The 14,341-nt window shown below is 62.4% G+C and carries 13 protein-coding genes; 9 read left to right on the forward strand and 4 right to left on the reverse strand.

Going from position 1 to position 14,341, the window contains the following annotated elements:
• Positions 1-126: 126 nt before the first annotated feature.
• Positions 127-1,620, forward strand: a complete 1,494-nt coding sequence (gene ntrC, locus AKL28_RS00595; RefSeq protein WP_050466111.1) for a nitrogen regulation protein NR(I) — start codon at positions 127-129, stop codon at positions 1,618-1,620.
• A gap of 148 nt (positions 1,621-1,768) precedes the next feature.
• On the opposite strand, the gene AKL28_RS00600 is transcribed toward ntrC, so the two are convergent.
• Together AKL28_RS00600 and prpR are read right to left on the reverse strand one after the other, a co-directional pair.
• Positions 1,769-3,052 carry an MFS transporter gene (locus AKL28_RS00600; protein WP_050466112.1) on the reverse strand — a complete coding sequence of 428 codons (1,284 nt, stop codon included), beginning with the start codon at positions 3,050-3,052 and terminating at the stop codon, positions 1,769-1,771.
• Between the two features lie 282 nt (positions 3,053-3,334).
• Positions 3,335-4,987 carry a propionate catabolism operon regulatory protein PrpR gene (gene prpR / locus AKL28_RS00605; protein ID WP_050466113.1) on the reverse strand — a complete coding sequence of 551 codons (1,653 nt, stop codon included), beginning with the start codon at positions 4,985-4,987 and terminating at the stop codon, positions 3,335-3,337.
• Between the two features lie 308 nt (positions 4,988-5,295).
• Here prpR and prpB point away from each other — a divergent pair, with 308 nt between their 5' ends.
• From prpB to AKL28_RS00645, 8 genes are all read left to right on the forward strand, one after another.
• Positions 5,296-6,186: a methylisocitrate lyase gene (gene prpB / locus AKL28_RS00610; protein WP_050466114.1), complete on the forward strand. Its 891-nt coding sequence runs from the start codon at positions 5,296-5,298 to the stop codon at positions 6,184-6,186.
• A 43-nt stretch (positions 6,187-6,229) separates the two neighbouring features.
• The gene (prpC, locus tag AKL28_RS00615) at positions 6,230-7,396 is read left to right on the forward strand and encodes a bifunctional 2-methylcitrate synthase/citrate synthase (protein ID WP_050466115.1); all 1,167 of its coding nucleotides are present in this window, start codon (positions 6,230-6,232) and stop codon (positions 7,394-7,396) included.
• Positions 7,397-7,574: 178 nt separating this feature from the next.
• Complete coding sequence (locus AKL28_RS00620) at positions 7,575-8,003, forward strand: hypothetical protein (protein ID WP_050466116.1); 429 nt, start codon at positions 7,575-7,577, stop codon at positions 8,001-8,003.
• Positions 8,004-8,315: 312 nt separating this feature from the next.
• Entirely contained in the window at positions 8,316-10,202 is a 1,887-nt protein-coding gene (locus AKL28_RS00625; protein ID WP_050466117.1) for a propionate--CoA ligase, read from the forward strand.
• Between the two features lie 153 nt (positions 10,203-10,355).
• The gene (locus tag AKL28_RS00630; protein ID WP_169801843.1) at positions 10,356-11,435 is read left to right on the forward strand and encodes a porin; all 1,080 of its coding nucleotides are present in this window, start codon (positions 10,356-10,358) and stop codon (positions 11,433-11,435) included.
• A gap of 82 nt (positions 11,436-11,517) precedes the next feature.
• On the forward strand, positions 11,518-12,024 hold the full coding sequence (locus tag AKL28_RS00635) for an arsinothricin resistance N-acetyltransferase ArsN1 family B (RefSeq protein ID WP_050466119.1): 507 nt from the start codon (positions 11,518-11,520) through the stop codon (positions 12,022-12,024).
• Positions 12,021-12,290: a hypothetical protein gene (locus AKL28_RS00640; protein ID WP_050466120.1), complete on the forward strand. Its 270-nt coding sequence runs from the start codon at positions 12,021-12,023 to the stop codon at positions 12,288-12,290. Before AKL28_RS00635 ends, AKL28_RS00640 begins: the two co-directional genes overlap by 4 nt.
• Positions 12,291-12,335: 45 nt before the next feature.
• A complete protein-coding gene (locus AKL28_RS00645) occupies positions 12,336-12,716 on the forward strand; it encodes a nuclear transport factor 2 family protein (RefSeq protein ID WP_050466121.1) in 381 nt (126 codons plus the stop codon).
• Positions 12,717-12,792: 76 nt separating this feature from the next.
• On the opposite strand, the gene AKL28_RS00650 is transcribed toward AKL28_RS00645, so the two are convergent.
• Entirely contained in the window at positions 12,793-13,536 is a 744-nt protein-coding gene (locus AKL28_RS00650; protein ID WP_050466122.1) for an SDR family NAD(P)-dependent oxidoreductase, read from the reverse strand.
• A gap of 35 nt (positions 13,537-13,571) precedes the next feature.
• Entirely contained in the window at positions 13,572-14,339 is a 768-nt protein-coding gene (gene xth / locus AKL28_RS00655) for an exodeoxyribonuclease III (RefSeq protein WP_050466291.1), read from the reverse strand.
• Positions 14,340-14,341: the final 2 nt, after the last annotated feature.

The following is a 14,341-nucleotide window of genomic DNA, read 5'->3' on the forward strand; positions in this document are numbered from 1 at the left end:
GGCCGCAGGCGGCGCGCCAAACCAGTGTGATGGAAGCATTTCGCCATCGGGGGCTGTCGTTGCGGTGTGCCGCTACGCTGCGCTACAGAAGCATTAACAGCATGACCAACGCAGGAAAAGTTATTTATGAAGCCAATCTGGATTGTTGACGACGACGAATCGATACGCTGGGTTCTCGAAAAGGCCCTGGCCCGAGAAAATCTCGCCACGCAAAGCTTTTCCAGCGCGCGCGATGCCATACAAGCCCTGCAGAGCGGCACCCCGCAGGTCCTGGTTTCCGATATCCGCATGCCGGGCGCGTCCGGGCTTGAATTGCTGCAAACCGTCAAGGCCAAGCATCCCGGTATTCCTGTCATCATCATCACCGCATTCTCCGACCTGGACTCGGCCGTCTCGGCTTTCCAGGGCGGCGCCTTCGAATACCTGGCCAAGCCTTTCGATGTCGACAAGGCGGTCGAACTGATCCGCCGCGCGCTCGATGAAAGCCTGCGCGAAATCGATGTCGAACAGTCCGCCGCGCAGACTCCGGAAATCCTCGGCCAGGCGCCGGCGATGCAGGACGTGTTCCGCGCCATCGGCCGCCTGTCGCAGTCCAATGTGACGGTGCTGATCACCGGCGAGTCCGGTTCCGGCAAGGAGCTGGTGGCGCGTGCATTGCACAAGCACAGCCCGCGCGCCAGCCAGCCTTTCGTCGCGCTCAATACTGCGGCGATTCCCAAGGACCTGCTGGAGTCCGAACTGTTCGGTCACGAACGCGGCGCCTTCACCGGTGCGCAAGCGATGCGCCGCGGCCGCTTCGAGCAGGCCGAGGGCGGCACGCTGTTCCTCGATGAAATCGGCGACATGCCGCTGGACCTGCAGACGCGCTTGTTGCGCGTGCTGTCGGATGGCCATTTCTACCGTGTCGGCGGCCATCAGTCCTTGAAGGCCAATGTGCGCGTGATCGCAGCCACGCACCAGAATTTGGAACACCGTGTACGCGAAGGTTTGTTCCGGGAAGACTTGTACCATCGTCTTAACGTGATCCGCCTGCGCTTGCCGAGCCTGCGCGAGCGCAGCGAAGACATCCCCATCCTGGCGCGCCATTTCCTTACGCAGAGCGGGCGGCAACTGGGCGTGGAGGCCAAGCGCCTGTCGCCGCAGGCGATGCAGTTCCTGTCGCAGCTGGAGTTCGCCGGGAACGTGCGCCAGCTGGAAAACCTGTGCAACTGGATCACCGTGATGGCACCCGGCCAGACGGTCGAGATCAAGGACCTGCCGCAGGATCTGGTGGAAGAGCGCACCCATGCGCCGCAGCCGGCACAGACATTGTCGGCTCCGGCCTCGGCGGCCATGCCGCTGCCGGCGGGCAGCGATGCCGGCTATACCGCAGCGCCTGCGGAAGCCAGCAACGCCAACTGGATCTCCCTGCTGGAAGTGGAAGCCGCGCACATGCTGGCGCAGGAACAGCCGGAAGTGATGGACATTCTGGGCCGTCAGTTCGAGGCGGCGCTGATCAAGATCGCACTCAAGCACACGCATGGTCGCAAGAACGACGCGGCGGTACGTCTTGGGATCGGGCGCAATACCATCACCCGCAAGATCCAGGAGCTGGGCATCGGCGGCGCCGAAGACGATTGAGCTGTGCGGCGTTGCCGGGAAGGGAACGCCACGGAAAGAAAAAGAGAAATGGCCCGCATCGTTTAACGATGCGGGCCATTTTTTTTGCACTGACTTGCGGTCATCGATGCGTCGGGCACGCCGTTTGCAGGCCTGCCCGGCGTAGCTGTCATCGCAGGCGCAGCACCAGGCGTGCGGACAGGCTGGCCAACAGGCTCAGCACGGCGCCGAAGATCACGAAGTAGCTCACCGACAGCTTGTCGCCGGTGAAGTCGATCAGCCAGGTGATGATCAGGCCGGCGAAGCCGCCGAAGATGGTCACGGCGATGTTATAGGCCAGCGACATGCCGGTGCCACGGGTGGCGACCGGGAAGATGTCGGCCAGCAGCGCCGGCATCGCGGCGAAGTACATGGTCATCAGCACGCCGATCACGGTCTGCAGCAACAGCAGCTGCATGAAGCCCGGCGAGTTGGTCAGGAACACGAACATCGGGTAGGTCAGCACGATGTACAGCGCGCTGCTGGCGATCATGAACGGGGTGCGGCCGATCTTGTCGGACCAGGCGCCGACCAGCGGCGAACCCAGCGCCATGATGATGCCGGCCACCGACATGGCGGCGAACGAGGACCATGCCGGCAGGCCGAGCTGCTTGACTGCATATGTCGGGATGTACAGCGACAGGTAGACCGAGACGGTGGCCATGATCACGCTGCCCGAACCGATCAGGAGGCGCAGCTTCTGGCTGGAGAAGGTGTCGCGCAGCGGGGCGTCGGTCTTTTCGTTGGAATCCTTGAACTCGGGCGACTCGTCCAGGTGGCGGCGGATGTAGATACCGGCCGGCGCGATCAGCAGGCCGAACACGAACGGCACGCGCCAGCCCCACGAGGCCAACTGGTCGGCTGTGAGCATGTTGTTGAGCACGGCGCCGAAGATGGCCGCCAGCAGCAGGCTCACGCCCTGGCTGGCGACCTGCCAGCTGGAGAAGAAGCCGCGGCGGTGCGGCGCGTGCTCTACCAGGAAGGCGGTCGAGCTGCCGAATTCGCCGCCGGCGGAAAAGCCCTGGATCATCTTGCCCAGCGCGATGCCGGCCGGGGCCAGGAGGCCGATGCTTTCATAGTTGGGCATGAACGCGATCAGCGCGGTGCCGATGGTCATGAGCATGATCGACAGCATCAGCGCCGCCTTGCGGCCAACACGGTCGGAATACGCGCCGAGCACGATCGCGCCCAGCGGGCGCATGAAGAAAGAGACCCCGAAGGTGCCGAAGGTCAGCAGCAGCGATACGGTGTCGTTCCCGGTCGGGAAGAACTGTTTGGCGATGACGACTGCGAAGGCGCCGTAGATCAGGATGTCGAACCATTCGAGCGCATTGCCGATGGACGAGGAGATGATGGCTCGCCGGGCCTGCGGATGCGTATGTCCGGCCGTCGGTGAGGCGGTTGTGCTGGTCATGGTTCTTCCCCTTTTTGAATGACGCCTGCGGATGAAAGTGCGGAGTTCGATGGCCTCGTCTGAGAGGGCGAACAGCCGCCGCTTGAGTTTGTATGTCGATGCCGATATAGCCGCGATATAGCCGGTACAGCGGCCGAGCATAGGTGGCGGGCGGACATGCTGTCAAGAAGCAGAATTGCCTGATTATCAGCTAATGGGAAGGTATCGGGAATTTCATGTGGTGCAAACAATTTACAGTCATGCGATGGCCGGGTTTGCCGGCGAGGCGCCGTTGAGGCGCCTTCACTGCACGTCGGGTTCGCCGGCTTCCTTCAGCTTGCGCCACAACGTAGTCCGGCTGATCCCGAGTTGGCGTGCCGCCGCCGCCCGGTTGCCGCCGCAGCGCTGCAGGATTGCCCGGATGTCGGGCAGCGCATGTTCCGGCAATGCGGCGGGCAATGAAGGCGGCACCGGCAGGTGGGCGCCTGCCGTGACGATTTCAGGCGCGATGCCTTGTATCAGTGCCGGCGTCAATGCCTGCAGGGGCTCGGCGGCGAGAAACAGCGCCAGCCTTTCCATCATGTTGCGCAGTTCGCGCACATTGCCCGGCCATGCGTACGCGGCCAGCAGCGGTGCACAGTGCGCGATCTCGGCATGCAGGTTGGCGTGCGGGCGCACATCGACCGCTGCCAGCGCGTGCTTGAGGTGCCATTCCGCCAGTGCCGCGATGTCTTCGCGGCGTTCGCGCAGCGGCGGCAGTTGCAGGCGCAGCACGCCCAGCCGGTAATACAGGTCGGCACGGAAACGTCCCTCCCGCACGCGCGCATCGAGGTCACAATGGGTGGCGCTGATGATGCGCACATTCACGGGAATAGGGCGTGTGCCGCCCACTCGCACCACCTCACGTTCTTCCAGCACGCGCAGCAAGCGTGTCTGCAACGGCAGCGGCATTTCGCCGATCTCGTCGAGGAACAGCGTGCCGCGGTTGGCCGCTTCGAACAGGCCGGCGCGGCCGCCGCGGCGCGAGCCGGTGAAGGCGCCTTCCTCATAGCCGAACAGTTCGGATTCCAGCAGCGACTCGGCCAGCGCGCCGCAATTCACCGCCACGAAGGGATGTGCAGCCTGCACCTTGCCTTGCATCAGCGGATGGGCGCGGTGGATCGCCTGGGCCGCCAGTTCCTTGCCGGTGCCGGTTTCGCCCTGGATCAGCACGGTGGCCGGCGAGCGCGCGAACAGCGTGATCGAATGGCGTACCGCTTCCATCGCCGGTGACTCGCCGCGCAGGTCGTTGATGTGATGGCGTGCGCGCAGCGTATCGGCCACCGGCAGGCTGCGCCCGCGGGTGGATTCCAGCTGGGTCAGGCGCGCCAGTTCCAGCGCATCCTCGAACGCCTGGCGCACCGAGGCCGAGGAATAGATGAATACACCTTGCAGGCCAGCCTCCTCGGCCAGGTCGGTGATCAGCCCGGCGCCTACCACGGCTTCGATGCCGGCAGCCTTGAGATCGTTGATCTGGGCGCGCGCGTCTTCCTCGGTGCCGTAGGTACGCTGCACGATGTCCAGGCCGAACATCTGCTGGAATTCGGCCAGCGCCGGCACGGTTTCCTGATAGGTGACCAGGCCGATGCGCGGCGTGAGCTTGCGTGCACGCGCCAGCGCCTGCATCACGTCGAAGCCGCTGGCACGGGCCACGATCACCGGTACCGGCAGGCGGCTCTTGAGGTAGGCGCCGTTGGAGCCGGCCGAGATGACCGCGTCGCAGCGCTCGGTCGCCAGCCGTTCGCGGATGTGGCGCACCGCGTCGTCGAAACCCAGCTGGATGGGTTCGATGTCGGCCATGTCGTCGAACTCCAGCGTGATGTCGCGAAATAGCTCGGACAGGCGGGACACCGATACCGTCCAGATGACGGGTTTGTCGGCAGGGCGGTCGGTGTCGCGATAGGCAGGACGTTTCATCGAAGAGAAAAATGTTTCATTTGATGTTTCGTGAAACAAAAATGTAACACATATGAAACGCTTTTGCTGTCCGATAGGCACATGGAAGAACACGCCTCTGTCGCATTGCCGATGGAAGGAGGGTTCCTTTAAGTCATTGATTTTGCTTCGCTTTGAGACAAGGGCGGGGCACTGCCGGCAGCAAGATTCGCTTTTCGATTCGGGGTGTGGCACGGGCGTTGCAATGCAGTCTGCCAGTTTGTCCGCTGAAACGTCGCGGCTGTTGCCTCGCTTCAGCGTATCCAGCAACCCATTCAGAAGGTGTCACCATGGCTCTCCACTCCGCAGGCGCAGCATTCCGCAAGGCCGTCCAGGAAGAATCCCCGCTGCAGGTCATCGGCGCGATCAACGCCAACCACGCATTGCTGGCCAAGCGCGCCGGTTTTCGCGCAATCTACCTGTCCGGCGGCGGCGTGGCGGCAGGCTCGTTGGGCTTGCCCGACCTGGGCATCTCCAACCTCGACGATGTGTTGACCGACGTGCGCCGCATCACCGACGTCTGCGATCTGCCGCTGCTGGTGGACGTCGATACCGGCTTCGGCGCCTCGGCCTTCAACGTCGCCCGCACCGTCAAGTCGATGATCAAGTTCGGCGCCGCCGCCATCCACATCGAAGACCAGGTCGGTGCCAAGCGTTGCGGCCACCGTCCCGGCAAGGAGATCGTCGGCAAGCAGGAAATGGTGGACCGCATCAAGGCCGCCGTCGATGCCCGTACCGACGACAACTTCGTGATCATGGCGCGTACCGATGCATTGGCCGTCGAAGGCCTGGACGCGGCAATCGAGCGCGCGGTGGCCTGTGTCGAAGCCGGCGCCGACATGATCTTCCCGGAAGCCATCACCGACCTGCAGATGTACAAGAAATTCGCCAATGCGGTGAAGGTGCCGATCCTGGCCAACATCACCGAGTTCGGCTCGACCCCGCTGTTCACCGTGGATGAGCTCAAGGGCGCCGATGTCGGCCTCGTGCTGTATCCGCTGTCGGCCTTCCGCGCGATGAACAAGGCGGCCGAGAATGTCTACAACGCGATCCGCCGCGACGGCACGCAGAAGAACGTGGTCGACACCATGCAAACGCGCATGGAGCTCTACGACCGCATCGACTACCACACCTACGAGCAGAAACTGGATGCGCTGTTCGCGCAGCAGAAGAACAAGTAAGCAACGTCATCAACGCATAACCGACACCTTTGAGGAGAACACGATGAGCGAGCAGCAGACAAATCCGGCAGCAGGCGGCTTCAAGCCCAAGAAATCCGTGGCGCTGTCCGGCGTGACCGCCGGCAACACCGCGCTGTGCACCGTCGGCAAGACCGGCAATGACCTGCATTACCGCGGCTACGACATCCTGGACGTGGCCGATAGCTGCGAATTCGAAGAGATCGCCCACCTGCTGGTGCACGGCAAGCTGCCCACCGCGGCCGAACTGCGCGCCTACAAGGCCAAGCTCAAGGAGCTGCGCGGCCTGCCGGCCAATGTGAAGGCGGCGCTGGAATGGCTGCCTGCCGCTTCGCACCCGATGGACGTGATGCGCACCGGCGTCTCCGCGCTGGGCTGTGTGCTGCCCGAGAAGGACGACCACAACACGCCGGGCGCACGCGACATCGCCGACCGTCTGATGGCGTCGCTGGGTTCCATGCTGCTGTACTGGTACCACTACAGCCACAACGGCAAGCGCATCGAAGTCGAGACCGACGATGAGTCGATCGGCGCCCACTTCCTGCACCTGCTGCACGGCGAAAAGCCGTCCGAGCAATGGGAAAAGGCAATGCACACTTCGCTGATCCTGTACGCGGAACACGAATTCAACGCCTCCACCTTCACCGGCCGCGTCATCGCCGGCACCGGTTCCGACATGTACTCGGCCATCACCGGCGCCATCGGCGCGCTGCGCGGTCCCAAGCATGGCGGCGCCAACGAGGTGGCGTTCGAGATCCAGAAGCGCTACGACAACCCGGACGAAGCCGAAGCCGACATCCGCCGCCGCGTCGAGAACAAGGAAGTGGTGATCGGTTTCGGCCACCCGGTCTATACCATCTCCGACCCGCGCAACAAGGTGATCAAGGAAGTGGCGCGCAAGCTGTCCAAGGAGGCCGGCTCGACCAAGATGTTCGACATCGCAGAACGCCTGGAAACGGTGATGTGGGATATCAAGAAGATGTTCCCCAACCTTGACTGGTTCTCGGCCGTGTCCTACCACATGATGGGCGTGCCGACCGCGATGTTCACGCCGCTGTTCGTGATCGCCCGTACCTCGGGCTGGGCCGCGCACATTATCGAGCAGCGCGTCGACAACAAGATCATCCGCCCGTCGGCCAACTATGTCGGCCCGGAAGACTTGAAGTTCGTCCCCATCTCCAAGCGCAAGTAAGCCGGTTTGCCGGCGGTGCTTATCCGCCGCCGGCAATCGTGAAGATTTGTAACAAGAGCGTGGAGAAGTCGAGGGAATTGCAATTAATTGCTAAGATGCGGTCGGATCAGTTTTGCCATCGTCGATCCGGTTCACTGCATTGCGGTATCCGGGGCTGACACCTCTTCTGGATACTCCGATGACCGCATTCAACGCTTCGCGCCTTTCCTCCGTCTTCAAGTCTTGTTCCGTATTCGCCGCCACGGCTGTGCTGGCCTCCTGCGCTTCGGACAAAATGCCCGTGAGCGACACCAAGCCGGTGCTGCCCCAGATCGCCAAGGCGCCGGCCGCCAGCCAGCCTACCTGGGCCACGCAATTGGTCACCGGCAACTTCAAGTGCGAACTGGGCAACAAGGTGGAGCTGCGCATGGACGGCCGCGTTACCGATGGCGTCACGCTGGTGTGGAAGGGCAGTTCGTACATGATGAGTCCGGTCGGCACATCGACTGGCGCCGTACGGTTGGAGAACAAGAGTGAAGGACTGGTGTGGATCCAGATTCCGGCCAAGTCGATGCTGCTCAATTCCAAGATCGGGCAGCAACTCGCCAACGAATGCAAGGCCGGGTAAGTCCGCCTCCGATGGGCGCATTCGCGGGAGAGCGGATGCGCGTTTTCCCTTCCCGGGTGGCGTTCGCCGCCTGATCTCCATGCCTTTGCGAGCGACGGATGTGCGCTCCGCGCGAGCGGCATGCCGACCGGTTCCGCAGCACGCAATTCAGTCGACATTCAGCAGCAAGTAAGTTTGGGATGCCACACTTTCGCATCGTCGCGATGAAATGCATCCGGCCTGTCGCGCAAAGACGCGATGCCTGCAACACCAACAAGCAATAGCGGGCAATTCACATTCCAGATTCCAATTCGAAAGACATGAGGAGACGTCATGCAATACGAGGAATTCTATAAGCAGTCCATCGAACAGCCGCAAGTCTTCTGGGCCAAGGAAGCTGAACGCATCCACTGGGAGCAGCCGTTCTCCCAAACGCTGGATGATTCGCGGCCGCCGTTTGCGCGCTGGTTCATCGGCGGCCGGACCAATCTCTGCTACAACGCGGTCGACCGCCATCTGCCGCAGCGGGCGCAGCAGCCCGCGCTGATCGCCATTTCCACCGAGACCGGCAGCGAGCGCACCTATACCTATGCCGAGCTGCAGCAGGAGGTCATGGCCATGGCCGCCGCCATGCAGTCGCTGGGCGTGGCGCGCGGCGACCGCGTGCTGATCTACATGCCGATGATCGCCGAAGCGGTCTTCGCTATGCTAGCTTGCGCGCGCATCGGCGCCGTGCATTCGGTGGTGTTCGGCGGTTTCGCCTCCAATAGCCTGGCGTCGCGCATCGACGATGCCAAGCCGCGCCTGATCGTCTCGGCCGATGCCGGTTCGCGCGGCGGCAAGGTAATCCCGTACAAGGGCCTGCTGGATGAAGCAATCCGGCTGGCGGAGCACAAGCCGGCGCGTGTGCTGCTGGTCGACCGCGGCCTGGCGGAAATGCCGCGCACGCTTGAGCGTGACGTCGATTACGCGCTGCTGCGCGAGCAGCATCTGGGGACGCAAGTGCCGGTCGCCTGGCTGGAATCGAACGAGACCAGCTACATCCTCTACACCTCGGGTACCACCGGCAAGCCCAAGGGCGTGCAGCGCGATGTCGGCGGCTATGCGGTGGCGCTGGCATCGTCGATGCAGCATATCTTCTGCGGCAATCCCGGCGAGACTTACTTCTGCACCTCCGACATCGGCTGGGTGGTCGGGCATTCCTACATCGTCTACGGCCCGCTGATCCAGGGCATGGCGACGGTGCTCTATGAAGGCTTGCCGATCCGGCCAGATGCCGGCATCTGGTGGAGCATCGTCGAAAAATACAAGGTCACGCGCATGTTCTCGGCGCCGACCGCCATCCGCGTGCTGAAGAAGCAGCCGCCGGAATTCATGAGGAAGTACGACACCTCGTCGCTCAAGGCGCTGTACCTGGCCGGCGAACCGCTGGACGAAACGACATCGAGCTGGATCGCCGGCGAGCTGGGTGTGCCGGTGATCGACAATTATTGGCAGACCGAGAGCGGCTGGCCCATCATCTCCATCGCCCGCGGCGTGGACGACAAGCCCACCCGCCTGGGCAGCCCGGGCGTGCCGATGCCCGGCTACAAGATGGCCATCATCAACGAGGCTACCGGCGAGCAATGCGGCGCCAATGAGAAGGGCGTGGTGGTGATCGACGGCCCCTTGCCGCCGGGCTGCATGCAGACCGTGTACGGCGACGACCAGCGCTTCGTCAATACCTACTGGCGCAATTTCGCGCGCGAGACTTACTCCACGTTCGACTGGGGCATCCGCGATGCGGACGGCTATTACTTCATCCTCGGGCGCACCGACGACGTGATTAACGTGGCCGGCCACCGGCTGGGCACGCGCGAGATCGAGGAGAGCATTTCCAGCCATCCCAATGTCTCGGAAGTGGCGGTGGTCGGCGTGGAAGACAAGCTCAAGGGGCAGGCGGCCTACGCCTTTGTCATCCTGAAGAATGCCGATGCCGCTGCCACGCCGCAGCAGAAGCAGGCGCTGGAGGCCGAGATCATGGGCGTGGTGGACAAGCAGATCGGCGCCGTCGGGCGGCCTTCCCGCGTGCTCTTCGTCGGCCTGCTGCCCAAGACGCGCTCGGGCAAGCTGCTGCGCCGGGCGATCCAGGCCATCTGCGAAGGACGCGATCCTGGCGATCTGCCGACGATTGAAGATCCCGCGGCCCTGGATCAGGTGAAGGTGGCGTGGCGCGGGTAATACACGTATTGGAAAAGATTTGAGAGTTGTATAGAGATTGCAGATGGCAGCTCGGGTGGTAACCGAGTGGTCATATAGCCTTCTTAGCATCAATTCACGTCCAGCCCTGCATTTGCAGCGCTGGACGTTTTTTTTAACTAATGGATGAATCTGATGCGAAATACTCTCTTTCTGGGCGTGGCTTTGCCGTGCGCTGCTTTCTTCTCGATGCCAGCGCCGGCTGCGGCAGCGCCCGTATCCCAAGGGGTGACGCTGTATGGCTTGATCGATGTGGGCATGGAATATATCAACAACGCCGGCCCCAGGGGCGGTGCGATCTTGCGCATGCATTCGGGCGGCAGATCCACTTCGCACATCGGCATGCGCACCGAGGAGGATCTGGGCGGAGGCAACAAGGCCTTCGTGCATCTGGAAACCGGTTTCCATCCCGACACCGGAGGCCTGGCGGTTCCTGCCTCATTTTTTAACCGCCAGGCCAATGTCGGCATCGAGGGGGCGTACGGACGCTTGCTTGTGGGGCGCAGTGAAAGCACCACCGGAGACTTCTTTCTCAATGATGCGCTCGCCAACAACTATTCGTGGTCAGGCGTCAGTACCCATCTGCGCGGAGGCCGGCGCGACGGTACGCTGGGGCGCATCTCCAATTTGATCAAGTACCAGGGAAGCGCCGGCCGCTACAAGTTCGGCGCCAGCTATGGCCTGGGCGAAGTGGCCGGCCAGGTCTCAGCCGGGGCCAAATACTCGGCGGCGCTGGATTACCGCAACGACGGCTTCGGATGGACGCTGACCTACGACAGGGACAACAGCGATACCCTGGAGCCCGGCTACAGCCGCGCAGGCAATGTGTCTTTGTCCGGTGTGCTTCCGATCGGCAAGGTGAAGACCTATGCGGGTTATCGCCGCCATGTCAAACACGGCATCGGCGATCGCCCTGACCGGCGCAGCGACTTTGTCTGGCTGGGATTGGCGATGCCGTTGAGTGAGCGCAATGCCTTGGCGTTCGGCTATTACCACGTCGATGTCCGTAATGCGGCGATGGGCCTCAGCGGCAATCCCAACCTGCTGGCGATGCGCTTGACGCACACGATGTCCGCGCGCACCGACTTGTATACGACGCTGGCTTATGCCTGGGTTCCCTGCGGCGACCCGATCGGCGTCGGCAATTCGCCCCAGCTGTATGCCGAGAATGGCCGCCAGACTGGCCTCAATGTCGGCATGCGGCATCGCTTCTGAGGGGCGAAGCGCGGCCGGCATGGGCCGCGGCTTTTGGTTAAACTGTAGGCTTTGCCGATTCCCGGCCACGCTCACGACCGCCATGTCCGATCCCATCCGCCACGCCCTTGCTTCCGATGCCGCAGCCATCTGCGGCATCTACAACTATTACGTTGAAAATACCACCATCAGCTTCGAGACCGAACCGGTCGGCGTGGAAACCATGCAGGCGCGCATTGCCGAAGTGCAGTCGCAGTTTCCCTGGCTGGTGTACGAGGAGGACGGCGTCGTGCTGGGCTATGCCTATGCCAGCAAATGGAAGCCGCGCGCGGCTTATCGCCATTCCGTCGAGTGTTCGGTTTACTTGCACCAGGATGCTGCCGGACGCGGTGCGGGCAAGCGGCTGTATGCGCACCTGTTCGACGCGCTGAAGCCGCTGGGCGTGCATCTGGTGCTTGGCGGCATTACCCAGCCCAATCCCGCCAGCGTGGCCTTGCATGAACGCATGGGATTCGTGAAATGTGCGCATTTCAGCCAGGTCGGCCGCAAATTCGACCGCTGGCTGGATGTCGGCTACTGGCAGCTCAACCTGGAGGAACCGCTCCAATGAGATCGACCCGGGCCGCCAGCGCCATTGAACGCCTCAACCGGCGTGCCGAGACCAAGCAGTATTCGATGCTGCGCACGTCGGATGAACGTTTTCAGCTGGTCCAGCGCGTGGCAGGCAAGCCGATGGAGAAGCTGAGCGAGGCGCTGGAGCTGGACGACTTTGTTGCCTTCGTCAATGCCTATGGACCGCAGACGCCCAGGCGGGTGAGCAAGCTGGACGTGCAGTTCGAGAAAAACATGCGCAACAAGAAAGACGACGCATCATAAGAACCCTGTTGCGGGTTCCTGCACAACTGTTACATGAGGACAAATATGGATCTGGCGATCATAGAAAAGTATGAAACAGCGTTGCAGGCAGCCATGCTGGCAGGCGACGTCGAGGCGCTTGCCCAGTTGCTGGACGATGCACTTGTCTTCACTGGACCAGATGGAAAAATTCTGTCCAAGGATGATGATCTTTCCATCCACCGAAGCAGGACATTACGTCTGGAGCGCCTGGAGCTGTACGAGATGAAAGCCCACCCCATTGGGGATATGATTCTGACGACCACAAAAGCGATGCTTGCCGGCCACTTCGGGGCGACGCCATTCGACGGCATATTCGCATATACCCGAGTATGGCGGCGGTCCGGCGAGCTCTGGCGGGTCGTGGCTGGGCACGCGGCTCAAATTGGAGCAGCTGCTGGCAACTAGTGGCTGGATGCCGGCTACTGGCCGTTCAAGAAAGACGATGCATCGCAAGAGCCTGTTGCGGGTTCTTGCGCCGCTCTCAGGTCAGGTTCAGGCCACCATCGGATAGCAGGATTTCCCCGGTCAGGTAGTTCGATGCCACCAGCATTGAAACAACTTGTGCAATGTCTTCCGGCTTGGCGGACCGTCGCATGGGAGCGCGTTCCTTCCAGAGTTGCTGCGCCTGTGTCCACTCGGCAGTAAGGGGCGTGTCGACCAGGCCAGGGGCAACAGCATTGACCCTGATCTCCGGGGCCAGCGATAACGCCAGCAGGCGAGTCACATGATTGAGTGCCGCCTTGGTCGCCGCATAGGGGATGGACGCTCCCTTGGGGCGCACACCGGCATGTGAACTCACATTGACGACACAGCCTGGCCGGCCTCGCGCGGCCGCCTCACGCAGCGCAGCCGATGCTTCGGCGACGAGGCGAAACGGCGCCACCACATTCACTTCATGCAATTCTTGCCACACATCGGGTGTGGCCGCAGCCAGATCGGTGTGAGGGATGACGCGGCTGATCCCGGCATTGTTGATGAGAACGTCGAGCCGGCCCCATATTGCAATGGCTTCACGAACGAGCCTGATGCGGTCGGCATCGATCGCGAGATCGGCTTGCACATAAGCGGCTGACCCGAGTTCGCCGGCCAGTGCGCGGCCCGTGTCGGCCGAGCTGCGCGAATGCAGCACAATGGAATAGCCGTCGTTTGAGAGCCGGCGCGCTATTGCAGCACCAATTCCTGAGGTTGATCCGGTCACCAGGGCGACAGGACGTGAATCGTTCATATGGCCTGCTTTCTGCGTACGTGAATAAACGGGCCCTAATCCGCCAGCGTTGCAATCACCGGCGCATGGTCGGACGGCTGCTCCCATTTACGCGGAACCTTGTCGACCACGCAGGCAGTGCAGCGTTCTTTCAATTCCTGCGTGAGCAGGATGTGGTCGATGCGCAAGCCGCGGTTGAGGCGGAAGCCCATCTGGCGATAATCCCACCAGCTGTATATTTTTTCCGGTTGTTCGAACAGGCGGAACGAGTCTGTCAGGCCCATCGCCTGCAGCTTGCGGAAAGCCTCGCGCTCCGGTTCCGACACCAGCACCTGCCCTTGCCAGGCGGCCGGATCGTGCACGTCGCGGTCTTCCGGCGCAATGTTGTAGTCGCCCAGGAGCGCCAGGCGCGGATGCTGTGCCAGCTCCTGCTGCAGCCACGCATGCAGCGCCGATAGCCAGCTAAGCTTGTACGGATATTTTTCCGACTCCAGCGACTGGCCGTTGGGGATGTAGGCGCACACATAGCGCACGCCTTCGATGGTGGCGGCGATGATGCGCTGCTGCTCATCCGGGAACAGCGGGTTGTTCTTGACGATGTCGCTCATCGGATGGCGCGACAGGATGGCCACGCCGTTGTAGGTTTTCTGCCCGCTGAATTCCACCATGTAACCGGCCGCAGCGATTTCCGCCACGGGGAACTTGTCGTCAGTCAGTTTGGTTTCCTGCAGGCACAGCACATCGACCGGATTTTCTTCCAGCCATTTGAGCACTTGCGGCAGGCGGACCTTGAGGGAGTTGACGTTCCAGGTGGCGATTTTCATGA

Source organism: Herbaspirillum chlorophenolicum (genome assembly GCF_001189955.1).
In the GTDB taxonomy this organism is placed as follows: domain Bacteria; phylum Pseudomonadota; class Gammaproteobacteria; order Burkholderiales; family Burkholderiaceae_D; genus Herbaspirillum; species Herbaspirillum chlorophenolicum.

Bases quoted from the DNA above. Each gene is read 5' to 3' on its own strand.
- ntrC (WP_050466111.1), top strand. From the start codon at position 127: ATGAAGCCAATCTGGATTGTTGACGACGACGAATCGATACGCTGGGTT.
- AKL28_RS00650 (WP_050466122.1), bottom strand. From the start codon at position 13,536: ATGAACGATTCACGTCCTGTCGCCCTGGTGACCGGATCAACCTCAGGA.
- AKL28_RS00630 (WP_169801843.1), top strand. From the start codon at position 10,356: ATGCGAAATACTCTCTTTCTGGGCGTGGCTTTGCCGTGCGCTGCTTTC.
- AKL28_RS00600 (WP_050466112.1), bottom strand. From the start codon at position 3,052: ATGACCAGCACAACCGCCTCACCGACGGCCGGACATACGCATCCGCAG.
- AKL28_RS00640 (WP_050466120.1), top strand. From the start codon at position 12,021: ATGAGATCGACCCGGGCCGCCAGCGCCATTGAACGCCTCAACCGGCGT.
- prpR (WP_050466113.1), bottom strand. From the start codon at position 4,987: ATGAAACGTCCTGCCTATCGCGACACCGACCGCCCTGCCGACAAACCC.
- xth (WP_050466291.1), bottom strand. From the start codon at position 14,339: ATGAAAATCGCCACCTGGAACGTCAACTCCCTCAAGGTCCGCCTGCCG.
- AKL28_RS00645 (WP_050466121.1), top strand. From the start codon at position 12,336: ATGGATCTGGCGATCATAGAAAAGTATGAAACAGCGTTGCAGGCAGCC.
- prpC (WP_050466115.1), top strand. From the start codon at position 6,230: ATGAGCGAGCAGCAGACAAATCCGGCAGCAGGCGGCTTCAAGCCCAAG.
- AKL28_RS00635 (WP_050466119.1), top strand. From the start codon at position 11,518: ATGTCCGATCCCATCCGCCACGCCCTTGCTTCCGATGCCGCAGCCATC.
- AKL28_RS00625 (WP_050466117.1), top strand. From the start codon at position 8,316: ATGCAATACGAGGAATTCTATAAGCAGTCCATCGAACAGCCGCAAGTC.
- prpB (WP_050466114.1), top strand. From the start codon at position 5,296: ATGGCTCTCCACTCCGCAGGCGCAGCATTCCGCAAGGCCGTCCAGGAA.
- AKL28_RS00620 (WP_050466116.1), top strand. From the start codon at position 7,575: ATGACCGCATTCAACGCTTCGCGCCTTTCCTCCGTCTTCAAGTCTTGT.